Here is a 23,881-nt window from a genome sequence, read left to right as displayed (position 1 = left end):
ATTTGCCAGGAAACATCTTAAAGTAAAGTGAATGTTGCGTTATGTGAGTGAGGCAAAAACAAATAAGCCGCGACAGAGATATCCTGGTGGATGTTGTCACTTTTTAAATTTAGGACAATCCTTAGTAAAACAGGATAAAAAATAAGGGTTATTATTTTCCAGGCATTTCGCTGACGATATCGGCCAGTAAATTAAAAATTTCACTGAATAATCGTTCGCAGAATGGCGCAATTAATGGCATTAGCGCCGCCATTAGTGAAATACCTACGGTCAGAGTGAGAGGAAAGCCGATGACGAAAACCGACAGCTGTGGTGCCATGCGATTTAACAAACCAAGTGCAAGGTTCAGCGTGAGCAGCAGCGTCATTACCGGCAGGGCCAGCATTAGCCCGTTGAGGAAAATCAGGCTACCCGCCCGTGCCAGCGCGAGAAACGCATTGCTGTTCACCGGATTGCCGCCGATGGGCAGAGTATGAAAAGTATCTACCAGCAGCGAAATCAGCCATAAATGGCCGTTAAAGGTCAGGAACAGAAGCATGGCGAGCATGTCGATCAGTCGTGCCAGAACCGGCATATTCAGACGGCTACCGGGATCGAAGAACGTCGCGAAGGAAAGGCCCATTTGCAGGCCAATTAATTCCCCGGCGGTACGTACTGCGGCAAACGCAAACTGCATGGTGAAGCCTAATGCGATACCGATCAGGATTTGTTGCATTGCCTGCCAAAGCGCGCCAACAGAAAAGATGGGGACGTCAACGGCGGGAATCGATGGGGCGATAACGACGGTAATCATCAACCCCAGCCCCAGCTTTACCCGTTTGGGGATGGCTCGTTCACTGAGGATGGGGGCCGTTGAGATGAGCGCCAGTATGCGCAACAAAGGCCAGAAGTATAAATTCAGCCAGTGGAGCCACTCAACGCTGGACACCTGCAACATAACGTTGTCTACCCGATGATATAGGGGATATTGCTGAACAGCGTACGCACGTAGTCGAGCAGCAGGTTAAGCATCCACGGGCCAGCAACAATGATGGCAATAAACACCGCGACAATTTTGGGGATGAAGGACAGCGTCATTTCGTTAATCTGGGTCGCCGCCTGCAGAATACTGATGATAAGACCCGTGATGAGAGCGACCAACAGCAAAGGCGCGGCAAGGGCCAGGGCGACTTTCATCGCCTCTGTGCCCATCATCATGACCGATTCAGGAGTCATTTCGCGCCTCTAACTGTAAAAGCTTTGTGCCAGCGAGCCGACAAGTAGCTGCCAACCGTCTACCAACACAAACAGCATCAGCTTGAACGGCAACGCGATTGTGGCGGGCGGGACCATCATCATCCCGAGCGCCATCAACACGCTGGCGATCACCAGGTCGATAATCAGAAACGGAATAAAAATGGTAAAGCCTATCTGGAATGCTGTTTTCAGCTCACTGGTGACATAAGCGGGCAGCAAAATTCGCATCGGCACGGCTTCTGGTCCCTGTAACGGACCGCTGTTTGCTAAGCGCGCGAAGAGTGCCAGATCGGCTTCACGGGTCTGGCGCAACATAAACTCACGCAGCGGCTGGGCGCCTTTCTCCATGGCTTCCTGCATGGAGATCTTCTCTTCGCTGAACGGTTGGTATGCGTCAACGTAGATTTTATCGATCACCGGCGACATGATGAAAAAGGTCAAAAAGAGCGCCAGGCCCAGGAGCACCTGGTTAGGTGGTGCTGAGGGGGTACCCAGCGCATTTCGCAGTAGACCAAAAACGATGATGATGCGGGTGAAGCTGGTCATCATCAGCAAAATTGCAGGCAGGAACGTCAGCGAGGTGATGAACACCAGCGTCTGCACGGGTAACGTCCAGTTTTGTCCGCCGCCCGGCAAAGGCTGACTGACCAGACCCGGGAGTTGGGCGAGGGCAACGGGGCTGAAAAGCCACAAGCTTGCCAGCGTAAGGGATAACAAACGGCGCATCAGGATCTCCCAGGACGCTTCAGCAAACTCTTCATCATGGCCTGGAAATCCGCAGGGGAGGCCGTTTTTTCTTCTGCATCGGCAGGTGCCGGGGGCAGGGTGTGCAGGACGTTAATCTGCGAGGCTGTGACGCCCAGTACCAAACGGGCATCTTCGACCTCGACAATCACCACGCGCTCACGTGGACCCAGTGAGGTACTGGCCGTGACTTTCAGCCCGCGCGTACCGGCACTTTTGGGGGCAAACCCCAGACGTTTAATGACCCAGGCCGCCGCCAGGATCAAGACGATGATCCCGAGCAGCGCGCCGCTTACCTGCACCAGCGGTGAGCCGGGAACGGCGGCGGGTTGAGAAACGGTAGCCTGGGTATTCATGATTAACGGCTCAGACGGCGCATACGTTCAGACGGGGTGATAATGTCAGTGATACGCACACCGTATTTGTCCGCAACTACGACGACTTCGCCCTGGGCAATCAGATAACCGTTGATCAGAATATCCAGCGGTTCGCCTGCCAGACCATCCAGTGCGACAACCGAACCCTGCGTCAGACGCAGCAGCTCTTTGATGGTCATGCGGGTACGGCCCAGTTCGACGGTCAGCTTGACCGGAATGTCCATGATCAGGTCGATATCCTGCAAAGCACCGCTGACGTCGCCGCCACCTAACTGCTGGAATACCGCATCGGCCGCACTTTTGGTGGGCGTGGTTTTTTGCTCGTTTAACGCGTCAGCCCACAGATCGTCCAATGCGCCAGTGTTCTCATCGGACGGATTATTCATATCACTCATTTGGGCTGTTCCTCATTCAGCGAATTCAAAATCGGGTTTATCAGATGTTCTACGCGTAACGCATACTGACCGTTTACGGTGCCATACTGGCTGGTCAGCACAGGCACGCCGTCCACATGAGCAATAATGCGGTCGGGTTTTTCAATCGGCAGTACATCGCCGGGTTTCAGTTTTAAAATCTGGGATAGCCGCAGCGGGATATCGGCAAAGTTTGCCACCAGCTCCAGCTCAGAATGCTGAACCTGACGCACCAGATTATTGCGCCAGTTCTGATCTTCATTACGTGAATTTTCCAGCGGCGGATTCACCAGCAGCTCACGCAACGGTTCAATCATGCTGAAGGGCAGACAAATGTTAAATTCACCGGTCAGGTTGCCAATTTCAACGTGGAACGGGGTGTTCACCACAATGTCGTTCGGAGAAGTAGTGATATTGGTAAATTTCACCTGCATCTCCGAACGGACGTATTCCACTTCCAGCGGGTTGATGGCCTTCCACGCGTCGCTGTAGCTTTCCAGCGCCAGCTTCAGCATGCGGTTGATAACGCGCTGTTCCGTGTGCGTAAATTCGCGGCCTTCGACTTTCGTCGGGAAACGACCGTCACCGCCAAACAGGTTGTCTACGGCGATAAATACCAGACTCGGTGAGAACACCACCAGACCCGTACCGCGCAGCGGCTTCAGGTGGATTAAGTTCAGGTTGGTCGGAACCGGTAAGTTGCGCGCAAATTCATGGTATGGCTGGATACGGATCGCACCCACGGTAATATCCGGGCTACGGCGCAACAGGTTAAATAACCCCATACGGAACTGGCGCGCAAAGCGTTCGTTAATGATCTCCAGCGCCTGTAAACGCTCACGTACCACGCGACGCTGAGTGTTGGGATCATAAGGACGAATATCGCTTTCTTTTGCGATACCTGAAATGGGTTCGTCTTTGGTTTCGCTATCGCCGTTGAGCAATGCGTCGATTTCAGCCTGAGAAAGAATACTGTCGCCCATGTCTTTACCGCAGAATAAAAGCTGTATAAAGAACGTCGGTGACAACCTGTTTCGGCTGCCCGACAACGAGCGGAGTCGCCAGCGTCTCTTTGATGGCGGTAATCAGCTGTTGCTTACCTTCCTCGGTGGCGAGTGTGGCTGCATTCTGACGAGAGAACAGCAGCAGCAAGCGGCTGCGCACTTCCGGCAGATATTCGTTAAGACGTGAACGTGTCGCCTCATCTTTCATGCGCAGCGTGATACCGATATACAGCACACGGTCTGCATCACCCAGATTGACGGTAAAGGTATCCAGCGCAAAGAACACCGGGGCTGGCGGTGGAGGCGGTTCCGCTTTGACGCTGGCGGACGGCTGCTGCTGCATGCGCCAGTAGCTATAACCCGCAGTTGCGCAGGCGGCGAGGGTAATTAATACCAGCAGAGGGATCCAAATAGCGCGTTTACTTTTTTTGTTAATCGCGGAGTCAGTCATCAGATACGGGCTTCCTGTTTCGGTACAGCTTATGGGCTGATTATCCCGTGTCCTGTCCACGACAAAGCGTGGAAAAGACGCGGATAATCATGCTACCTCTGGCGTTAGGCGAAGATGTCTACTGCGCCATCGCCGCGGGCAGCGGCTTGCAGCGAGGCTGGGGTTGCCAGTATTGCGTCATCTTCAGCGGCAAAAATGTCTTGTCCTTGAGCGCGACCAGCCTGCTGTTGCTGCCCGGAAGACTGCTGATGGCCAGCGAAGCTTTCACTGCTGATGTTGCTTTGCCCCAGTTGAATGCCGCTTTCAGCCAACTGCGTACGCAGCATCGGTAATGCGGCTTCCAGTGCGGCGCGCACGTGACTGTGCGGTGAAACCATTTGTAACTGTGCGAGGTTGTCGTCCAGTTTGAGGGAAATATGTACCTGACCCAGGTCTTGCGGATGCAGACGCAGCTCTGCGCTTTGCTGGCCCTGGCGCGTGAACAATGTGACGTGCTGGCTCAGCGATTGCTGCCATTCATGGCTACCTAACGGAGCGCTTAACACCGGCGCGGCCGTCGGTAACGGTTGTGCGTGTGTTTGTGGACCACTTAGCGGGGCCGCAGTCATGCCAATGCTGGTCGGTGACGGGGTGCTGTCGATTTCAGCTCTGGCGTTCGCCGCCGCCGTCAGCGGGGTTAGTGCTGGATTGTTTGCCTGATTAGCACCACCGCCAGCAATTGTGACATCCGCTTTGCCTTTTTTGGCATCACCCGGCAGCAATTCGTCTGCGTTATCAGTCGTCGCGCCGTGTACCGCGCCACGTGACAACACCGAAAGAGTGGCATCAACAGGGGCTGGTGCGCTGTCGACGGCAGGCGTAGCCAGTGGTTGTCCTGGCAGCATGGCGAACAGTGCGCTCAGGTTGGCGAGATCGTCATCACTCAGCGTAGTGCTTTTTTCGTCCTGCTGAGCAACTTTGCCCAGCGTCGTCAGGGCATTAGCTTTCAGTGAAGGTGTGAGAGCAGACAACAGTTGCTGAGCGTCTGTCATGTCGGCAAGAGAAGCCTCGGTTTGTAGCTCCTGTTGCGCCAACAGATCGGTTAATTTGACCGACTGTGCGGCATCGCCATTTTTTTGCAGTAACCCTTTTTGCAGCTTACTGCTGGCCGCCTGTAAGTCGGCAAGCGACAGCGGAGCGTCTTTACCCTGCGCGTCGCCCGCACCTAATGCGCCAGCCAGCAGCGCTAAAAAATCCTCGGGTGAATCTACCGCTTTGCCTGACTGAAGACCTGCGGCTACGTCGGTGTCGGTGGTAATCAGTTGGGGTAAAGTAATCATTCGGGTTTCCTCATAGCTGCGCGCTGAGCAAATTCATCCATTTTTTTCTGATCCAGACGGTTTTCGGCCAGTAACGCCGCCGAGGTTTGTCTATCCTGCAACGTCTGCCACGCCTGTAATCGTTGTTTTTTGTCGCGCCAACTGTTCAAAGCCATGTCCACTTTTTGCGTCCATTGATTGAGCTGTTGGCGGTGTTGCTCAATCGCTTTTTCCAGCGTCTGAATGAATTGCTGATAGTTAATCCAGCGATTGCTGGTAATACCCTGGCCCATATCGGTATTCAGATTGTTGCGATACTCATGCTGATAATCGATCAGCATTTTTAACTGTTCTTCCGCCTGCTGACAGCCACGACGCATCTCTCCTAATAAGACAGCGGCGTCATCTACCTCTTTTTCAGCCAGGTCTTTCAGTGTTGCTAACGCACCATGTTGTGCCATGACCTATGCTCTCCTGCTTAATCACACACCAGGGAAAATCAGTTCTAAAGCTTGTAGAGAATCTTCCCAGTCAGCCCGTTCAAAAATGCCTTGCTGTAAGAACGCTTCCAGCTGTGGCCATAAGGCGATGGCTTTATCCAGCATTGGATCGCTGCCTTTGGCATACGCCCCCACGCTAACCAGATCGCGGTTACGCTGGAAGCTGGACAGCAACTGTTTAAAGTTGCGCACCCGTGCGTAGTGTTTTTCACTAATGAGCGCGGTCATGGCGCGGCTGATCGAGGCTTCAATATCGATGGCCGGATAGTGACCCGCCTCGGCCAGATGACGAGACAGCACAATGTGGCCGTCCAGTATCGCGCGCGCGGAATCGGCAATCGGGTCCTGCTGGTCGTCACCCTCGGTCAGTACCGTATAAAACGCGGTAACTGAACCGCCGCCGTGAATACCGTTCCCGGCACGTTCAACCAGCGCCGGTAATTTGGCGAATACTGACGGCGGATAACCTTTGGTTGCCGGTGGCTCGCCGATCGCCAAGGCTATCTCACGTTGCGCCATCGCATAGCGGGTGAGGGAATCCATAATCAGCAATACGTGCTGTCCGCGATCGCGGAAATCTTCGGCGATGCGCGTGGCATAGGCCGCGCCTTGCATACGCAACAGCGGCGAGACGTCCGCCGGAGCGGCAATCACTACTGAGCGTGCGCGACCGTCAGCGCCGAGAATATTTTCAATAAAATCTTTAACTTCGCGGCCGCGCTCGCCAATCAGGCCCACGACGATGACGTCGGCCTGGGTATAGCGCGCCATCATGCCGAGCAGGACGCTTTTACCGACGCCGGAACCTGCGAAAAGCCCCATACGCTGGCCGCGACCTACGGTTAACAACGCGTTGATGGGGCGTACACCGGTATCCAGGACGTGTTCAATTGCGGTACGTTGCAGCGGGTTAAACGGTGGTGTAATCAGCGCGCCGGTTTCGGTGGTATCCGGGGCGGGCAGTCCGTCGAGCGGTTTGCCGCTGCCGTCCAGCACACGCCCCAGCAGAGCAGGGCCAAGCGGCAATTGCTTCCCGCTTTGCAGACCTTCTCCGGCAATGTTCTTCGCGTAGACGCGCGCGCCGGGCAGAACGCCTTCGACCTCTTCGAGCGGCATCAGAAACAGACGTTGACCGTTAAAGCCCACGACTTCACTTTCGACTTCCTGGGTTTCGTTGCCATCCTGGCGTTCAATGACGCAGGTGGCACCCAGCGGCAGCTGTAACCCCGTGGCTTCCAGCACCAGCCCGGTTGCGCGGGTCAGACGACCGTAACGACGCACCGCAGGCAGCAGAGACATTTTCTCTTCGAAGTTGTCCAGCGTATTGAGCCAGCGAGTCAGGCGAGTGGTCATTACACGACTCCCGGCGCTGCCAGACGGCAGAGTTCTTGCCAGCGTGTGGCGACGCTGGCATCCAGATCGCCTTCGTCAGCTGAGACTTTACAACCGCCGTGATGCAGCGTGGGATCACCGCGCAGCCGCCAGCCGTGCAGGCTGAGAGTGGCACCGAGCATCTCCTCAACACGCTGGAGATCGTCCGGATGTACGCGCAGCTGCGGTTTACCGCTAAACAGCGGTTCCTGTTGCAATAACTGTTGGATCTGCTTAATCAGCGCAGCGTTATCCACGATAGGCGTCTGACCAATCACCTGACGCGCAGCTTCCAGCGCCATTTGCATCAGGCGCGAGGCAATGACGCTGTCCAGTGCGTCCAGCGTATTCTGAAACTCGCTCACCAGCTGCTGCATACGGGCATGAATCGGCGCATGCTGCGCACGCGCCTGGTTCTGGCCCTGCTCCAGCCCCTGGCTCAGACCTTCCTGATAGCCTTGTTCATGACCCTTTTGTCGACCTTCCGCCAGCCCCGCGTTATACCCTTGCTCATGGGCCTGCATTTGCAGCTGTGCGAGCTGTTGTTCAAGCTGTTGCTCTGCGGAAAGCTCGGGTTCTTCCGTCTCTTCGGACAGCGGCGTTTCGCTGTGGTCGGCCAGCACGAACTCTGCCATCGGTGGGGCGAGGTCGTCCGGAGTCCAGACTTTCCACGGCAGTTCGTTAGACATAGGTATCCTCGCCGCTGCCGATCACCATCTCGCCGGTTTCCGCCAGACGACGCACAATAAGCAGAATCGCTTTCTGTTCGTTTTCCACCTGCGACAAGCGCACCGGACCGCGGTTGGCAAGGTCGTCGCGCAGAATATCGGCAGCACGTTGCGACATGTTGCGCAGGAACTTCTCGCGTAGCGGCTGTTCGGCACCTTTCAGCGCAATCAGCAGCGATTCGGAATCCACTTCCTGCAACAGACGCTGGATACTGCGATCGTCGACGTCCACCAGGTTTTCGAACAGGAACATCTCGTCGATAATTTTCTGCGCCAGTTCGCCGTCGAACTCGCGTACGGCGGTGATAACCGCTTCTTCCTGCTGGGTTTTCATTAGGTTGATAATTTCTGCCGCCGTTCTCACGCCGCCCATTTTGCTGCGCTTGAGGTTCTGGCCATCGAGCAGACCGTTCAGTACCTCGGTCAGTTCTGCCAGCGCGGCAGGCTGCACGCCGCCGAAGGTGGCGATACGCAGCATCACGTCGTGACGTAAACGCTCGTCGAACAGCGCCAGAATATCGGCGGCCTGGCCCCGTTTGAGGTGCACCAGAATGGTGGCGATAATCTGCGGATGCTCGTCGCGGATAAGGTCGGCGGCGCTTTGCGGCTCCATAAAGTTGAGCGTTTCAATGCCGCTGGTGGTATCGCGGGTTTCCAGAATATCTTCCAGCAGGCTGGAGGCGCGTTCCTCGCCCAGCGCTTTCACCAGCACGGAGCGCAGATATTCGTTGGCGTTGATATTCAGCGCGGCAAACTGTTCTGCTTCTTGCTCAAACTCGGCCAGCACTTCCGTCAACTGTTTGTTGGAGATCTGGCGTACGTTCGCCATCGCTGTACTCAGCGCCTGAACTTCGCGCGTGGAAAGGTGTTTAAACACCTCTGCCGCGCGATCTTCGCCAATGGTCATCAGCAGGATGACGCTTTTATCGGTACCGGTAAGGGCATTACTCATGATCGTTACTCATCCACTGGCGAATGACCAGCGCCACGACGCGCGGATCGTTATCTGACATTTCACGAATACGCTGGCTCATCACTTCTGCACCCAGACGCTGATTCGTACGACGCTGCTGGGTCTGTTCGTCTTTGCTGAGGCGAACTTCTACCGCTTCTTCGGTTTCCTGACGGATCCGCGTTTGTTCTTGTACCGCTTTTGCTTCTTCGCTGCGGCGAACCAACTGCGGGCGAACAGCTTTGCGCCACAGGATCCAGGCAACAAGCAGAACCAGTAACCAACGGCCTGCGGTCATCAACTGATCAATAAAGAACGGCTGTTTCCAGAACGGCAGCTCGCCCATGGAATCGTCGGTCGCCGTGAACGGAGAGTTCACCACGTTCAGGGTATCGCCACGTTTGTCGGAGAAGCCCATCGCTTCGCGGGTCAGATCCTCAATCTGTTTCATCTGATCGGCGGTTAGCGGCAGCGGTTTGCCGTCCGGCAACGTTTTATAGTTGACCACCACTGCAACCGAGAGACGCTGCACATCCCCGACGTTCATTTTGGTGTGGCGAATGGTACGGTCGACTTCATAGTTGCTGGTTTCATTGCGCTGCGTACTGCGTGGACCGGCATTATTGCTGTTATTTGCCGTCTGCGTGGTTTGCGCATTTTGCTGATTAGCCGGAGGGTTGGCGATTGGCGCGGTATTCGCCGGTGCTGGCTGATTAGACAATGCGCCCGGTACGCCGCCTGGCGCTCCGCTTCCGATCTGCTCGCTGACGTTTAACTGGCGTGAACGCAGCACGGCCTGGGAATCATCACCGTTTGGACGGTACTGTTCTTCGGTTTGCTCTTTATTAGCAAAATCCAGCTGCGCGGTGACCTGTGCATGTACGTTACCGTTGCCGACAATCGGCGACAGGATCGATTCGATACGACGTTGAACGCGGCCTTCGACATCGCTGGCGTATTTCAACTGCGCATCGTTAAGATCGCGGCTGCTGGTGTTCGACTGAGTTAACAGATGACCTGCCTGGTCGACCAGCGTAACGTTGCCCGGCGGTAACCCTGCGACAGCGCTGGAAACCAGATGCGTGACCGCACTGATTTGACCTTCATCCAGTGCGCGACCCGGTTCAAGATTCACGGTCACGGAGGCTGAAGGCGCTTTTTGCTCACGCACAAACAGCGACGGTTTCGGCATTGCCAGATGCACGCGGGCGCGTTTTACCGGTCCCAGCGTTTCAATGGTCCGGGCTAATTCACCTTCCAGCGCACGCTGGTAGTTGACCTGCTCGCTAAACTGGCTGATACCAAACTTTTCCTGATCCAGCAGTTCAAAACCAACGGCGCCGCCTTTCGGCAGGCCTTGCTGCGCCAGACGTAAGCGCAGTTCGTGGACTTTATCGGCAGGAACTTCTATAGCACCGCTTCCCTCAGTAAAACGATAGGGAACGTTCATCTGCGTCAGTTGGGTGACAATCGCGCCACCATCCTGATCGGAAAGATTGCTGAACAGCGTGCGATAGTCAGGCGCTTTGGCCCACAGGACCATCGCCACGATGATAGCGACGGCAGCGGCTCCCGCCACAATCAAAGGAATTCTGGGATTCGCGCGCAGGCGGTTTAACCACTCGAGAGGTTTAAGCTGGGTTGCAGTCGATGCTGTCGCACTCATCTCGCACCTCGTGGCTTATCGTGGACGGCGTTTTTTGCAAAGTGGAACAAGACTCACTCCCGGGTCAGCAAACTCGAAAAATTGACGGTCTCATTATTTGCGGTTTCGAATTTTTCTATGCGTTAAAAACCGTGGTTTTTTATCGTTATTTAACGCCTTTATCTTATTGACTAACTGGTAATCTCAGCTACGTAAAAAATCATCCAGGGGATCAGAATGTCGGCAATACAGGGGATTGAAGGGGTCATCAGCCAGTTACAGGCCACGGCGATGTCAGCAAAAATGCAGGATGTGCAGCCACAACCGACCGTGAGTTTTGCCGGACAACTGCATGCTGCGTTAGACAGGATCAGCGATGTGCAAACCGCGTCCCGTACGCAGGCTGAGAAATTTACCCTGGGTGAGCCGGGTATTGCGTTAAATGATGTGATGACCGATATGCAAAAAGCGTCGGTATCGATGCAGATGGGTATTCAGGTGCGTAACAAACTGGTGTCGGCGTATCAGGAAGTGATGTCCATGCAGGTGTAGGGACAACGTGCAGAGAATGTTTGCCGGATAAGCGCAGTGCCATCCGGCAACCAGTTACTTCTGAATCAAATAGCGGATCGTTGGACCATCCTGCTGAATATCCAGCACCGTATAGCCGTGATTACGCGCATCCAGTGGAATATTGTTGATTGACTGCGGGCAATCGCTCACCACTTCCAGAATTTCACCTTTCTTCAATTGCGGCATCGCTTCCAGCGTGGCTACAGCCGGATATGGACACGGTTCGCCGACCATATCGAGGCGATAATCAGGCACGATATTTTTCATACAGACTCCTTGGCAGGCGTCAGCCCTGCGCGACGGAAGAAACGTTTTTCCCAGCCGATAATCAGCATCAGCGCGGCAAACAACAGCAGATAGGTCACCAGCAGACCGCCGAGCGGGCCGAAGGTGTTGAGCAGATTCACTTTGTCCCAGTTGGTGGCGAGCGTTGGGGCAAAATCATCCCAGTAGTAGGCCAGAATGGTTGAGCCAATAACGTTGCCCAGACCAACCCACCAGTAATGCACCTGACCTTCAACGGCGCGGTACATCCAGCCGGTTTCACATCCGCCCGCTAAAACAATACCGAACCCGAACAGCAAGCCGCCGATCACCGCATTTGGACCCGCCCACATGATTTTAGGCTCGACGCCCAGTTGCACATAGCTAAAGATACCGATGGCGCTGACTGCCATCCCGAAGATAATCGCTTTTGCCATATGGGTGCGACCGGAAATCCACAGGTCGCGGAAGGCGGAGGTGAAGCAGATTTGCGCCCGTTCAATAAGCAGACCGAACCCAACGCCGAACAGCATCGCCAGACCGAGTTTGGGTTTATCCATCGCGGTGAGTAGCGCCCAGCCGATCATGGCGATAAACACCAGCATGCCCAGGCGGAAACGGCGACGGGCCTGATCCGGCTTTTGCGTTAACGGCGAAGCGGCGGAGACTTTCTGCATTTTGACCGGAATACGAAACATCGGCAGCAGGGTAAAGCGTGCACCAAACCATGAGCCAATAGCTGTGGCCAGCGCAAAAAACCAGGCGTGTAGCGAGAACTGCGGAATGCCGGTGAAGAATGCGGCCAGGTTACAGCCCATTGCCAGCCGTGCGCCGAATCCGGCGATTGCCCCGCCGACTATCGCCTGCATAATGCGCACCCGACTGCGCGGCATGCGTAACTTGACGTTGTTGGCCCACAGTGCGGCAGCAAAACAGCCGCCGAACATACCGAGGATCATCATGCCGTCGATGCGGGTCAGGGGTGAGCCTTCGAGATGGATCAGCTTGTAGTATCCCCACTCTTCGGCGTGCACGCCAAACAGTTGCAGGATTTGACCACCCCAACGGGTAAATTCACCGGTAACGGCCCAGAAGGTTCCCGTAATGCCGAAATAATAAGTGGAGAGAATACCCGCTGCGATGACCGCAGGGGCGGGGGCCCAAAATTTAATTAACCAGGCCTGTTTGAAGTGTTGCCATGACATGCGTTGTGCCTCTGAACTCAGAAGGTATGTAACAAGAAGTGTGGATACTACACCGTTCAGAATTTTTGACTATGAGTAATAAGAGGTAATACCGTCTGGATCAATCTTTCTCAACGCTGCCGAAAGGCTGGCGACATCAGGCCTTTAATGCCACAATCCCATTTTCTTCGCATGCAGGATGAATGATGAAAAAATTAGCAATCGTTGGTGTATTTCTGGCGCTTACCGGATGCGCCGAAGTAGAAAATTATAACGACGTGGTGAAAACGCCAGCGCCAGCCGGTCTGGAAGGATACTGGCAGTCAAAAGGTCCGCAACGCAGCCTGGTGAGTCCGGAAGCGATTGCCAGCCTGGTGATAACGAAAGAGGGCGATACACTGGATTGTCGCCAGTGGCAGCGGGTGATCGCGCTGCCGGGGAAACTGACGATGCTCTCTGGCGATCTCACCAACGTGACGGTGAAACGCGAGCTGTACGAGATCGAGCGCGAAGGCAATACGCTGGAATATGACGGTATGACGCTGCAGCGGGTGGATCGCCCGACGCAGGAATGTGCTGACGCGTTAAAGAAAACGCCGCTGGCAACACCGCTGCCATAAGCCGTACGCCCCGGTAACCATCGGTCACCGGGGTTGAGCTTTACAACACGTCTTCAATCACCCACACGCTGACGCTCCCGCCGTTACAGAAAAACGTCGCTTCGCCGTTTTCATCGGTGACCACGCTTTCTTCACGATTTCCCAGATAGTCCCGCCAGGTTTTATTGCCATAATTGGCGCCGAGATTGATGGTCTTTTCTCCGTCATCGCCGTTAGACAACACCACCACACAGCCGGGATCTTCGTCCGTGCCGCTGCGGCTAAAAGCGATACAGTTAGGGTGATCGAAAAAGAGCGTCTGTACCCCATGCGCGAAGCGCTGGCGTGCGAGGATCAGTTCATCAAGTTGTTCAATGATCGGCATGTCGATAGGATAGGTTTCGCCATCGCCGCCGGTGTCTTCGTAATGCGCTCCGTAGAGGTCAGGGTAAAATACCGACGGCACGCCGTTTTCGCGTAACAGGATCAGCGCATAGGCCAGCGGCTTAAACCACGGCTCGACGGGGGCTTCGAGTGCCTGCAAGGGTTGGGTGTCGTGATTGGCGACCAGCGTGACGGCATGAAAAGGATCGGCCTCCACCAGAGTGTCGGTGAAAATCTGGCTCATGTCGTAATCGCGGCCCTGACGGGAGGCCTCGTGGAATTTCATCTGCAAAGGGGCGTCGAACAGCATAGTTTTCCCCTCCACCTGATTAATGTAGGTTTGCAGCTTGTCGACTTCATGGGACCAGTATTCCGCCACAATAAACAGCGGCTTGGGTGCAACCTCCTGCACGTGCTCAATCCACTCTTTGTAAAACCATGCCGGAATATGTTTCACGGCATCTAAACGAAAACCATCGCAATGGGTTTGCTCCATTACCCAACGTGCCCAGTATTTGAGCTCCTCAGTCACCGCGTGATTGCGAAAATCGATGTTTTCGCCCATCAGATAATCAAAATTACCCAACTCATCATCAACCTGATCGTTCCAGCCTTCGCCGGTGTAGTCGTTAACGATTTTAAAAATCCCGTCTTCGGTTGGATTCTCGATATGGTCAATGCCGCTGAAGCATTTAAAGTCCCAAATGAATTGCGAATACTGGCCAGCGCGGGCAGGGAAGGTATAGCGCGTCCATCCCTCGCACTCGACAATCTCATCGTCTATTTGCGTGCGATCCTCGGCGTTAACGCGCTGGACGCGGATCTTTTCTTTCTCATCAGCGCCCATTTTGTGGTTAACCACCACGTCCAGCAGTACGGCAATATCATTGTGCTTAAGTGCGTCAATCGCCGCCAGCAGCTGGTTTTTATCACCGTATTTGGTGGCGACGGTTCCCTTTTGGTCGAATTCGCCCAAGTCAAACAGATCGTAGGAGTCATAGCCAACGGAATAGCCGCCGGACGCGCCTTTATAGGCGGGGGGCAGCCATACCATATTGATGCCGATATCATTCAGACCGCCTGCGCGTTCGGCAAGCTCTGGCCAGAGTTGACCGCCATCAGGGTAATACCAGTGGAAGTACTGCAATAACGTGGGATTTTTCATCTTCCGTGCTCCAGAAGTCGTTTGGCCGACCTCTGGAGTATGGAAGATAATTCAGACGAGACGGGAAATTATTGTGGCGAGGTGGGGGCGTCGGGTACCAACAGCATGCCGGAAAGATTACTATAGGTAGACGTAAGGGTTCTTTGTTGATTACCGTTCTGGATGAGAACTTTCAGCTCATCCATGCGCATGTTGAGTAATCGCTTAACCTCGTTTTCGTTATCAATAATTGCCCTGAGTAGTCCCCTGATTTGGTTATGGGTAGAAGGGCCACTAGATAGGGCAGGATTCTGAGTCAATGACTCGACCAGGCAAATATATTCCATTTCGCCTTCAACCAATTCATCCCATTTTTTTTCCGTTGCCAGCTTGAGCATTCGCTGGCTTACAGAATGAAGTCGTAGCCACTGTTGCAAGGATGAAGAGGATGTGCTCATTATTTTATATCCTGTGCTTTTGAATATGCTGGTTCTATTTCTTTCCACGCTTCTGATATGTTGTTTAATAAAGCATGGACTTCAGATATAGCTGCCGCATCATTATGTAAGTTTGCCTGCAATAGTCGGAGAGTCATGTAATCATAAAGACTATCGAGATTGTCGCATAACTCAGGATTTACGCTGCGGTCGAGTCCTGACTGTAAGCCATTGGATATAATATTTATGGCTTTAGTTAGAGCCTTTCCTTTACCAGGTACATCTCCTTGCTCTAGTAAAATTTGCGCCTTTTTTAAGGCGCTAAGTGCGCCGTCAAAAAGCATGTTTACGAGCTGATAGGGGGATGCACTCATAACAGCACTCTCCACTTCTATTTGTGCATATGCGTTAATGCCAGCACGGTTATACATGCAAAATCCTTACTACGAAGACATAGCGGTAAATTGTTGGTTTAAATAATTGCCGGTATTATTCAGCTTATTCACCAGCGTATCGAGTTGTGTAAATTGCTTCTTATAACGTTCAATGGTGTTGTTAATACTGAGTGTGGTGTCATCAATACGAGTCTTCAATTTTTTTAATGAGTTATTGATGCCGTCTGTTGCACTTTGCACTGCTCCATCATTTGCTAGAAATTGCTTTAGTAACGCGCTGGTTTCCACACCAAAGCCTGTTTTTTCACCATCACCCACAAAGAATTCAGTTACGCTGCCGGGTTTATCGTTCAGCGCTTTATCTAATTTGGTGCTATCTACTGTGAGTTTACCGTTAACATCCTGTGTAATACCCATTGATGAGAGTGTTGCGTAATCAGTAGGTTGTGCGCTGATCACCATTGAACGCAGACGTGTCTGAATATTGCGCAACGTTCCGTCGCCCATAAGATCTCCGTTACTGGAGTCTTGTTTATCACTACCCTGGTCAACCGCAGTATATTTTGTTTGCGATGTAATGGTTGTTTGCAGTGAGTTATAGGCATCAACAAATGACTGAATAGCAGCTTTCATTGCCGTGTTGTCGCGGGTGACAGTCAACTGTTCTAGCTTACCGGCTTCTGACTCTTTCAGCAGTGTTAAGGTGAGACCTTCTGGTGCATCTTTAATGGTGTTGCTGCTACGTTTGATGGTGATATCGTTAATTTTAACTTCAGCATCTGATGCTTGTACTGTTTGTTTCAGTCCATTTCCTGAGGTCGCTTTAGGATCATACGCCAGGTTATTTTTCAGTGTATCGTCGCCTGTCACGGTAACGGTCATCGCGTTGGAAACACCCGTATCTTTGGACGTCAGAGATAAATAATAAGAATCGTCATCCGCCTTAACAATTGTGGCGGTAACGCTGCCATTTTGTTTATTGATCGCATCACGAATGCCCGTTAAAGAAGTTTGATCGTCTGTTAGAGTGACGGTCATTGGCTCTTTTTGGCTTGGTTGAGTGATGGTAATTGTTCGGCTATCAGACGCAGTAGTACCACCTATTTTATCTTTACTACTGGAGAATTCTTTTGAGGTCAGCGTCTGAGACTGCGCCATCTTCAGTACCTCAACTGAATAATTCCCGGCCGGTACACCACCCTCGACCGTTGCGCTGAATGCGGTGTTCTTACTGGTCACAGTTGTGGTAGCGATTTTATCTGCTTTTGCTAGTGCATCTGTTGCTGTTTGAACCTTTTGCAATGCACTTTTCACAACTCCCCAAGCGGTAAGTTGTGCTTTATAAGACGTCTGCTGAGTGGTTAAAGGGGTCAGTTTTTGTTGTTCAGCAGCATTTAATTTATCCAGCAATGCACTGAGATCCAGATTCGAACCGACTCCAAGAGAACTAACACTCGCCATCACATTTTCCTTTTGAATAAAAACCAATGGAGTGGGTATCGGCACTTTATGCAAGAAGTTTAGCGAAAAGATTGCTAGAGCAATTGCATAATAAAGAGGTTTTTTCGGAGGGTATTCACTGGCTCAGAACGAAGACACTCAAGATGCATCCGTTTTAACACAAATCCACTTTTGCCACGTCCATAGCACCATTATCGAATGTGTTCACTATGATGATGAAATAATTAAAGCTTCGGGATTGATTGTCGATAACTGGGTTAACGGCACAGAAGCCGTAGGCCAGCGGCCTGAAACTAAACACTATATGAAGGAAACTCAATTATGGCAGTAATCAATACTAACAGCCTGTCGCTGATGACACAGACTAACCTGAACAAATCTCAGTCTTCTCTGGGTACCGCAATTGAGCGTTTGTCTTCTGGTCTGCGTATTAACAGTGCAAAAGATGACGCTGCTGGCCAGGCGATTGCTAACCGCTTCACCTCTAACATCAATGGCCTGACCGTGGCTGCACGTAACGCCAACGACGGTATTTCTCTGTCCCAGACCGCAGAAGGTGCACTGAGCGAAATTAACAACAACCTGCAGCGCGTGCGTGACCTGACAGTTCAGGCGCAGAACAGCTCTAACTCCGCATCCGATATCGACTCCATCCAGTCTGAAGTTAACCAGCGTATGGAAGAGATTAACCGCGTCACCAAACAGACCGACTTCAACGGTATCAAAGTGCTGGATAACCGTGAAGCTACCGCACAGAGCTATGACTTCCAGGTTGGCTCTAAAGACGGTGAGCAGATCAGTATAAATATTGGTTCAAGTGCGGGCTGGAACCTGGCAACTGCGGGAGCGGGTGGGACTTCAGGTACTACAGTTAATACTAACCAGGCGGCTCTGGATACTGCTAAGACGAATTACGATACTGCCAGCCAGAAAGCTTATACTGATAAACTGGATGCGGGTAAAACAGCATATACCACTTACGCTGGAGCCACGGGTGCTGCAAAAGATGCTGCGGAAGTCGCGTATAAAAAAGCTGCAGGGATCGATGCGGATGCAACCCTTTCTTCAGGTGATCACACCGCGTTAGCTGCATACTATGCAGCAGGAACGCCGAGTGCAGCTGAAACAACTGCAGCTCTCGGTGCAGCGAAAAGCAAAATGTCAGGTACAGTAGAAGCTGCAAAAACGGCAGGAACTAAAGCTGCTGAGGCAACCCCTGGTGCAGTCGTTAACGGCAATATGCGTACCGTTGCGGCAAAAGGTTTTGATGTTCTGAACGGTACCGTGGATTCTACCGGTGCAACCAACGGTAACCCGCTGGAAGATATCGATGCCGCACTGAAAGCTGTTGATACTCAGCGCAGCATCCTGGGTGCTTCCCAGAACCGTTTTGAATCTACCATCACTAACCTGAATAATACTGTTAATAACCTGACCGATGCACGTAGCCGTATTCAGGATTCTGATTACGCGACTGAAGTGTCCAACATGTCTCGTGCACAGATTTTGCAGCAGGCGGGCTCTTCCGTACTGGCCCAGGCCAACCAGGTTCCGCAAACCATGTTGTCTCTGCTGCGTTAATTTACGCTCATTGCGCAAACCCCGCTCCGGCGGGGTTTTTTACATTTAGCTTTACCCGTAACCCCCAAATAACCCCCCATTTCACCCACTATTCACCCGATTAAAACCCCTGCAGAAACGGATAATCATGCCGATAACTCATTTAACGCAGGGCTGTTTATCGTGAATTCACTGTATACCGCTGAAGGTGTAATGGATAAACACTCGCTGTGGCAGCGTTATGTACCGTTGGTGCGTCACGAAGCATTGCGCCTTCAGGTGCGTTTGCCGGCGAGCGTAGAACTGGATGACCTGCTACAAGCGGGCGGCATCGGGTTATTGAATGCCGTTGACCGATATGACGCTTTGCAAGGAACGGCATTTACCACTTACGCAGTGCAGCGTATTCGTGGAGCAATGCTGGACGAACTACGTAGCCGGGATTGGGTGCCGCGTAGCGTTCGGCGCAATGCTCGCGAAGTGGCACAGGCGATGGGACAACTGGAGCAGGAATTAGGGCGCAACGCGACGGAAACCGAAGTGGCGGAGCGTCTGGCTATTCCTGTGCAAGAGTATCGTCAGATGTTGCTCGATACCAATAACAGCCAACTCTTCTCATACGACGAGTGGCGGGAAGAGCATGGCGATAGTATTGAGCTGGTGACGGAAGAACATCAGCAGGAAAACCCGTTACAACAGCTTCTTGAGGGTAACCTCCGCCAGCGCGTGATGGACGCGATCGAGGCGTTGCCGGAGCGCGAAAAGCTGGTGTTAACGCTGTACTACCAGGAAGAGCTGAATCTGAAAGAGATCGGCGCGGTACTGGAAGTCGGGGAGTCGCGGGTCAGCCAGTTGCACAGTCAGGCCATCAAACGTCTACGCACTAAGCTGGGTAAGCTATAGGGGTACATCATTACCCCTGAACAATGCCGCATTACGAATTGACTACCAGGAGTTCTCATGACGGTGCAGCAATCAAAAAGACGGCCTCTAAGCCGCTACCTCAAAGATTTCAAACACAGCCAGACGCATTGCGCCCATTGCTTTAAGTTGCTCGACCGGATCACGCTGGTTCGTCGCGGGCAAATTGTGAATAAAATCGCCATCGCTCGACTGGACACTTTGTTGGATGAAGCCGAGTGGGAGCAGGAGAAAAAAGAGTGGGTGGCACTGTGTCGTTTTTGCGGTGATTTGCATTGCAAAGAGCAGAGCGACTTTTTCGATATTATCGGTTTTAAACAGTTTTTATTTGAGCAGACCGGAATGAGTCACGGCACGGTACGTGAATACGTTGTCCGTCTGCGTCGCCTCGGGAATCATCTGACCGAACAAAATATCTCTCATGACCTGCTGCAGGAAGGGTTCCTCGACGAAAACCTTGCCCCGTGGCTGCCGGAAACCAGCACCAACAATTACCGCATCGCCTTACGTAAGTATGAGCAGTTCAAAGCCCATACCCATATGGGACATATGCAGAAATCCTCCTGGACAGCCAGTTCTGATATATATTAAAAACGAATAAGGTGTAACAGAGTCGTGTTTGTGGAACACAGCAAACGCTTTACACTGTAGTCATAAATGATAGTCACTAATGACAATATTCGGGGTAACTATGAAATTAGCACTTCTGGGACGTCAGGCTCTGATGGGTGTAATGGCTGTTGCACTTGTCGCCGGAATGAGCGTAAAGACTTATGCAGATGAAGGTCTGTTAAATAAAGTTAAAGAGCGCGGCACGCTGCTGGTGGGCCTGGAAGGGACCTATCCCCCGTTTAGTTTTCAGGGCGATGACGGCAAGCTGACCGGTTTCGAAGTGGAGTTTGCTGAGGAACTGGCCAAGCACCTTGGGGTGAAAGCTAACCTGAAGCCGACCAAGTGGGACGGTATGCTGGCCTCTCTTGATTCCAAGCGCATTGACGTGGTCATCAACCAGGTGACCATCTCTGACGAACGTAAGAAAAAATACGATTTCTCTACCCCGTATACGGTTTCTGGTATTCAGGCGCTGGTGAAGAAAGGTAATGAAGGCGTTATTAAGACCGCTGCCGATCTGAAAGGTAAAAAAGTCGGCGTTGGTCTGGGCACCAACTATGAAGAGTGGCTGCGCCAGAACGTGCAGGGCGTGGATATTCGTACCTATGATGATGACCCGACCAAATACCAGGATCTGCGTGTAGGCCGTATCGACGCCATTTTGGTTGACCGTCTGGCAGCGCTGGATCTGGTCAAGAAAACCAAGGATACGCTGGCTGTGACCGGTGAAGCATTCTCCCGCCAGGAGTCCGGCGTGGCGCTGCGCAAAGGCAATGAAGATCTGCTGAAAGCGGTTGATGCGGCCATTGCTGAAATGCAGAAAGACGGTACGCTGAAAGCTCTGTCTGAAAAATGGTTTGGAGCGGATGTGACGAAATAATCGGCATCCGATGAAAAAAGGCGCCTTTAACAGCGCCTTTTTTTATTTCATTGCGCCTGAGCGTGCATAATAAAAAGAACATCACAACAACGAATACCGGAGGCTGTATGCCGCTGCATAACTTAACGCGCTTTCCACGTCTGGAATTTATTGGCGCACCAACGCCGCTCGAATATCTTCCACGTTTCTCCGACTATCTCGGGCGCGATATTTTCATCAAACGCGATGACGTCACGCCGATGGCCATGGGTGGCAATAAGCTGCGTAAGCTGGAATTCCTGGCCGCAGACGCACTGCGTGAAGGCGCTGATACGCTGATAACCGCGGGTGCCATCCAGTCTAACCATGTTCGACAGACGGCGGCGGTAGCGGCGAAGCTTGGGCTGCACTGCGTAGCACTGCTGGAAAATCCGATTGGCACTACTGCGGAAAACTATCTCACCAACGGCAACCGTCTGCTGCTGGACCTGTTTAATACGCAGATCGAAATGTGCGATGCGCTGACCGACCCGAATGCGCAACTTCAGGAACTGGCGACGCGCATTGAAGCACAGGGCTTCCGCCCGTATGTGATCCCCGTTGGCGGTTCTAACGTGTTGGGCGCATTGGGTTATGTGGAAAGCGCGCTGGAAATTGCCCAGCAGTGTGAAGGGGCCGTTGCGCTTTCTTCCGTTGTGGTGGCATCGGGCAGCGCGGGAACGCACGCCGGGCTGGCCGTAGGCCTGGAACAACTGATGCCAGACGTCGAGCTGATCGGCGTGACCGTCTCGCGCAGCGTCGCCGATCAAAAGCCCAAAGTAGTAACGTTGCAGCAGGATATTGCCCGTGAACTGGAACTGACGGCCTCGGCGGATATCCTGTTATGGGACGATTATTTTGCGCCGGGCTACGGTACGCCAAACGAAGAAGGCATGGAGGCGGTAAAACAGCTGGCGCGCCTGGAAGGCATTTTGTTGGATCCGGTGTATACCGGTAAGGCGATGGCGGGTCTGATTGACGGCATCAGCCAGAAGCGCTTCAAAGACGAAGGGCCAATCCTCTTTATTCATACAGGTGGGGCACCTGCACTGTTTGCCTACCATCCTCACGTGTAACAACCAGGTCGAAAAACGCTAATGCATGAAAGTATCCAACTGGTAATTGATTCTCTGCCGTATCTGCTCAAAGGCGCGGTTTTTACGCTGCAACTGAGTATCGGCGGGATGTTTTTTGGCCTCGTGCTGGGGTTTATCCTGGCGCTGATGCGTTTGTCGCCGCTGTTGCCTGTGCGCTGGCTGGCGCGTTTTTATATCTCTATTTTTCGCGGAACACCGCTGATTGCCCAGCTGTTCATGATCTATTACGGTCTGCCACAGTTTGGTATTGAGCTTGATCCCATCCCGGCGGCGATGATTGGCTTGTCGCTGAATACGGCGGCCTACGCTGCGGAAACTCTGCGTGCGGCAATCTCTTCCATCGATAAAGGGCAGTGGGAGGCAGGTGCCAGTATTGGTATGACGCGCTGGCAGACCATGCGCCGGGCAATCCTGCCGCAGGCTGCGCGCGTTGCGTTGCCGCCGCTGAGCAACAGCTTTATCAGTCTGGTGAAAGATACCTCTTTGGCCGCCACTATTCAGGTTCCGGAACTGTTCCGTCAGGCGCAGCTGATTACCTCGCGTACGCTGGAAGTCTTTACGATGTATCTGGCGGCTTCGTTGATTTACTGGGTGATGGCGACGGTGCTTTCTGCGCTGCAAAACTATTTTGAAGAACAACTGAACCGCCAGGAGAGAGAGCCGAAATGAGTGCTATCGAAGTCAGAAACCTGGTCAAAAAATTTCATGGGCAAACGGTGCTGCATGGGATCGATCTTGACGTCAAACCTGGTGAAGTAGTAGCGATTATTGGGCCGAGCGGATCGGGCAAAACCACGCTGCTGCGTAGCATTAATTTGCTGGAGCAACCGGAGGCGGGCACCATTAAAGTGGGTGAGATTACCATTGATACCGCGCGTTCGTTGACCCAGCAAAAAGGGCTAATTCGTCAGTTACGTCAGCACGTCGGTTTTGTGTTCCAGAACTTTAATTTGTTCCCGCATCGGACGGTGCTGGAAAACATTATTGAAGGGCCGGTGATAGTCAAAGGTGAACCAAAAGCTGAAGCGACAGCTCGTGCGCGTGAATTGCTGGCGAAAGTCGGGCTAGCAGGTAAAGAAACCAGCTATCCGCGGCGTTTATCGGGCGGACAGCAGCAGCGCGTAGCGATTGCCCGGGCGCTGGCGATGCGACCAGAGGTTATTTTATTCGATGAACCTACCTCCGCGCTTGACCCTGAACTGGTTGGCGAGGTGCTTAATACCATTCGCCAACTGGCGCAGGAAAAACGCACCATGGTGATTGTGACGCATGAAATGAGCTTTGCTCGCGATGTTGCCGATAGAGCGATATTTATGGATCAAGGACGGATAGTGGAGCAGGGACCAGCAAAATCCTTATTCACGCATCCGCAGCAGCCGCGTACCCGTCAGTTTCTTGAGAAGTTTTTGATGCAATAAATAGTGCATATAGCACTCGTCGGAATTGTTTCTGGCGAGTGCTGTTCGCATAACTATTTATAATTATTGCTTTATTATTAATGCTTGAATCTGTTACTTCCTTCCACTGTTGAGTAATACTCAAGTAATTCTTCATTTGTCCGATAATTTGCATATATAAAATACATTTATGTGTTAGCTTGTTTCATATGTTTGGATGATTATCAATCTCAGGG

General features: G+C 52.7%; 27 protein-coding genes and 1 pseudogene. 9 read left to right on the top strand and 19 right to left on the bottom strand.

From position 1 onward, the window contains the following. Nucleotides 1-96: 96 nt before the first annotated feature. The 13 genes and pseudogenes from fliR to fliF form a co-directional block, all read right to left on the bottom strand. A pseudogene (fliR, locus tag OGY08_RS20300) lies at nucleotides 97-937 on the bottom strand (flagellar biosynthetic protein FliR). A gap of 8 nt (nucleotides 938-945) precedes the next feature. After that, entirely contained in the window at nucleotides 946-1,215 is a 270-nt protein-coding gene (gene fliQ / locus OGY08_RS20295; RefSeq protein ID WP_008785117.1) for a flagellar biosynthesis protein FliQ, read from the bottom strand. Between the two features lie 9 nt (nucleotides 1,216-1,224). Continuing rightward, nucleotides 1,225-1,962: a flagellar type III secretion system pore protein FliP gene (gene fliP / locus OGY08_RS20290; RefSeq protein ID WP_125363758.1), complete on the bottom strand. Its 738-nt coding sequence runs from the start codon at nucleotides 1,960-1,962 to the stop codon at nucleotides 1,225-1,227. Then, nucleotides 1,962-2,339 (bottom strand): flagellar biosynthetic protein FliO, encoded by a 378-nt coding sequence (gene fliO / locus OGY08_RS20285; RefSeq protein ID WP_103014243.1) that lies wholly within the window; start codon nucleotides 2,337-2,339, stop codon nucleotides 1,962-1,964. The genes fliP and fliO overlap by 1 nt, the downstream gene beginning before the upstream one ends. Then, nucleotides 2,339-2,752: a flagellar motor switch protein FliN gene (fliN, locus tag OGY08_RS20280; RefSeq protein WP_003030433.1), complete on the bottom strand. Its 414-nt coding sequence runs from the start codon at nucleotides 2,750-2,752 to the stop codon at nucleotides 2,339-2,341. The genes fliO and fliN overlap by 1 nt, the downstream gene beginning before the upstream one ends. Then, the gene (gene fliM / locus OGY08_RS20275) at nucleotides 2,749-3,753 is read right to left on the bottom strand and encodes a flagellar motor switch protein FliM (RefSeq protein ID WP_003030434.1); all 1,005 of its coding nucleotides are present in this window, start codon (nucleotides 3,751-3,753) and stop codon (nucleotides 2,749-2,751) included. The genes fliN and fliM overlap by 4 nt, the downstream gene beginning before the upstream one ends. Before the next feature lie 4 nt (nucleotides 3,754-3,757). Beyond that, entirely contained in the window at nucleotides 3,758-4,225 is a 468-nt protein-coding gene (gene fliL, locus OGY08_RS20270; RefSeq protein WP_003834054.1) for a flagellar basal body-associated protein FliL, read from the bottom strand. Between the two features lie 104 nt (nucleotides 4,226-4,329). Next, nucleotides 4,330-5,544: a flagellar hook length control protein FliK gene (gene fliK / locus OGY08_RS20265; protein ID WP_125363759.1), complete on the bottom strand. Its 1,215-nt coding sequence runs from the start codon at nucleotides 5,542-5,544 to the stop codon at nucleotides 4,330-4,332. Then, on the bottom strand, nucleotides 5,541-5,984 hold the full coding sequence (gene fliJ, locus OGY08_RS20260) for a flagellar export protein FliJ (RefSeq protein WP_003834052.1): 444 nt from the start codon (nucleotides 5,982-5,984) through the stop codon (nucleotides 5,541-5,543). Before fliJ ends, fliK begins: the two co-directional genes overlap by 4 nt. Before the next feature lie 21 nt (nucleotides 5,985-6,005). Further along, complete coding sequence (gene fliI, locus OGY08_RS20255) at nucleotides 6,006-7,376, bottom strand: flagellar protein export ATPase FliI (RefSeq protein ID WP_003030440.1); 1,371 nt, start codon at nucleotides 7,374-7,376, stop codon at nucleotides 6,006-6,008. Next, nucleotides 7,376-8,083 carry a flagellar assembly protein FliH gene (gene fliH / locus OGY08_RS20250; RefSeq protein WP_003834049.1) on the bottom strand — a complete coding sequence of 236 codons (708 nt, stop codon included), beginning with the start codon at nucleotides 8,081-8,083 and terminating at the stop codon, nucleotides 7,376-7,378. The genes fliI and fliH overlap by 1 nt, the downstream gene beginning before the upstream one ends. Then, nucleotides 8,076-9,074 (bottom strand): flagellar motor switch protein FliG, encoded by a 999-nt coding sequence (fliG, locus tag OGY08_RS20245; protein WP_003030443.1) that lies wholly within the window; start codon nucleotides 9,072-9,074, stop codon nucleotides 8,076-8,078. The genes fliH and fliG overlap by 8 nt, the downstream gene beginning before the upstream one ends. Next, nucleotides 9,067-10,740: a flagellar basal-body MS-ring/collar protein FliF gene (gene fliF / locus OGY08_RS20240; RefSeq protein WP_008785112.1), complete on the bottom strand. Its 1,674-nt coding sequence runs from the start codon at nucleotides 10,738-10,740 to the stop codon at nucleotides 9,067-9,069. The genes fliG and fliF overlap by 8 nt, the downstream gene beginning before the upstream one ends. 216 nt (nucleotides 10,741-10,956) lie before the next feature. On the opposite strand from fliF, the gene fliE reads away from it, so the two are divergent. Next, entirely contained in the window at nucleotides 10,957-11,271 is a 315-nt protein-coding gene (gene fliE, locus OGY08_RS20235) for a flagellar hook-basal body complex protein FliE (protein WP_125112510.1), read from the top strand. A gap of 54 nt (nucleotides 11,272-11,325) precedes the next feature. Here the strand turns inward: fliE and yedF are convergent, their stop codons facing one another. Beyond that, nucleotides 11,326-11,559 (bottom strand): sulfurtransferase-like selenium metabolism protein YedF, encoded by a 234-nt coding sequence (gene yedF, locus OGY08_RS20230; RefSeq protein ID WP_000790504.1) that lies wholly within the window; start codon nucleotides 11,557-11,559, stop codon nucleotides 11,326-11,328. Next, nucleotides 11,556-12,761 carry a selenium metabolism membrane protein YedE/FdhT gene (yedE, locus tag OGY08_RS20225; protein WP_148101311.1) on the bottom strand — a complete coding sequence of 402 codons (1,206 nt, stop codon included), beginning with the start codon at nucleotides 12,759-12,761 and terminating at the stop codon, nucleotides 11,556-11,558. The genes yedF and yedE overlap by 4 nt, the downstream gene beginning before the upstream one ends. Nucleotides 12,762-12,946: 185 nt before the next feature. Here yedE and yedD point away from each other — a divergent pair, with 185 nt between their 5' ends. Then, nucleotides 12,947-13,360 carry a lipoprotein YedD gene (gene yedD / locus OGY08_RS20220; RefSeq protein ID WP_003030454.1) on the top strand — a complete coding sequence of 138 codons (414 nt, stop codon included), beginning with the start codon at nucleotides 12,947-12,949 and terminating at the stop codon, nucleotides 13,358-13,360. A 40-nt stretch (nucleotides 13,361-13,400) separates the two neighbouring features. On the opposite strand, the gene amyA is transcribed toward yedD, so the two are convergent. The 4 genes from amyA to fliD form a co-directional block, all read right to left on the bottom strand. Continuing rightward, nucleotides 13,401-14,888 (bottom strand): alpha-amylase, encoded by a 1,488-nt coding sequence (gene amyA, locus OGY08_RS20215; RefSeq protein WP_100272217.1) that lies wholly within the window; start codon nucleotides 14,886-14,888, stop codon nucleotides 13,401-13,403. A gap of 68 nt (nucleotides 14,889-14,956) precedes the next feature. Beyond that, nucleotides 14,957-15,325 carry a flagellar protein FliT gene (gene fliT / locus OGY08_RS20210; RefSeq protein WP_094169298.1) on the bottom strand — a complete coding sequence of 123 codons (369 nt, stop codon included), beginning with the start codon at nucleotides 15,323-15,325 and terminating at the stop codon, nucleotides 14,957-14,959. After that, nucleotides 15,325-15,735, bottom strand: a complete 411-nt coding sequence (fliS, locus tag OGY08_RS20205; RefSeq protein WP_094169297.1) for a flagellar export chaperone FliS — start codon at nucleotides 15,733-15,735, stop codon at nucleotides 15,325-15,327. Before fliS ends, fliT begins: the two co-directional genes overlap by 1 nt. A 12-nt stretch (nucleotides 15,736-15,747) precedes the next feature. Continuing rightward, on the bottom strand, nucleotides 15,748-17,160 hold the full coding sequence (gene fliD / locus OGY08_RS20200; protein ID WP_125363761.1) for a flagellar filament capping protein FliD: 1,413 nt from the start codon (nucleotides 17,158-17,160) through the stop codon (nucleotides 15,748-15,750). Nucleotides 17,161-17,481: 321 nt separating this feature from the next. Between fliD and OGY08_RS20195 the strand changes: the two genes are divergently transcribed. The 7 genes from OGY08_RS20195 to tcyN all read left to right on the top strand — a co-directional run bounded on the left by OGY08_RS20195 (nucleotide 17,482) and on the right by tcyN (nucleotide 23,666). After that, complete coding sequence (locus tag OGY08_RS20195) at nucleotides 17,482-18,741, top strand: FliC/FljB family flagellin (protein ID WP_181553800.1); 1,260 nt, start codon at nucleotides 17,482-17,484, stop codon at nucleotides 18,739-18,741. A 162-nt stretch (nucleotides 18,742-18,903) separates the two neighbouring features. Then, a complete protein-coding gene (gene fliA / locus OGY08_RS20190; RefSeq protein ID WP_016153479.1) occupies nucleotides 18,904-19,623 on the top strand; it encodes an RNA polymerase sigma factor FliA in 720 nt (239 codons plus the stop codon). 57 nt (nucleotides 19,624-19,680) lie between these two features. Continuing rightward, on the top strand, nucleotides 19,681-20,232 hold the full coding sequence (gene fliZ, locus OGY08_RS20185) for a flagella biosynthesis regulatory protein FliZ (RefSeq protein WP_286566420.1): 552 nt from the start codon (nucleotides 19,681-19,683) through the stop codon (nucleotides 20,230-20,232). A gap of 100 nt (nucleotides 20,233-20,332) precedes the next feature. Next, nucleotides 20,333-21,133 (top strand): cystine ABC transporter substrate-binding protein, encoded by an 801-nt coding sequence (gene tcyJ, locus OGY08_RS20180; RefSeq protein ID WP_003030469.1) that lies wholly within the window; start codon nucleotides 20,333-20,335, stop codon nucleotides 21,131-21,133. Between the two features lie 107 nt (nucleotides 21,134-21,240). Then, nucleotides 21,241-22,227 carry a D-cysteine desulfhydrase gene (dcyD, locus tag OGY08_RS20175; RefSeq protein WP_125362634.1) on the top strand — a complete coding sequence of 329 codons (987 nt, stop codon included), beginning with the start codon at nucleotides 21,241-21,243 and terminating at the stop codon, nucleotides 22,225-22,227. 21 nt (nucleotides 22,228-22,248) lie between these two features. Then, nucleotides 22,249-22,917 carry a cystine ABC transporter permease gene (gene tcyL, locus OGY08_RS20170; protein WP_003030474.1) on the top strand — a complete coding sequence of 223 codons (669 nt, stop codon included), beginning with the start codon at nucleotides 22,249-22,251 and terminating at the stop codon, nucleotides 22,915-22,917. Continuing rightward, the gene (gene tcyN / locus OGY08_RS20165; RefSeq protein ID WP_003030477.1) at nucleotides 22,914-23,666 is read left to right on the top strand and encodes an L-cystine ABC transporter ATP-binding protein TcyN; all 753 of its coding nucleotides are present in this window, start codon (nucleotides 22,914-22,916) and stop codon (nucleotides 23,664-23,666) included. The genes tcyL and tcyN overlap by 4 nt, the downstream gene beginning before the upstream one ends. Nucleotides 23,667-23,881: the final 215 nt, after the last annotated feature.

Source organism: Citrobacter sp. Cpo069 (assembly GCF_030332785.1).
GTDB lineage: Bacteria > Pseudomonadota > Gammaproteobacteria > Enterobacterales > Enterobacteriaceae > Citrobacter > Citrobacter portucalensis.
This window is presented reverse-complemented; position numbering and strand designations above follow the sequence as displayed.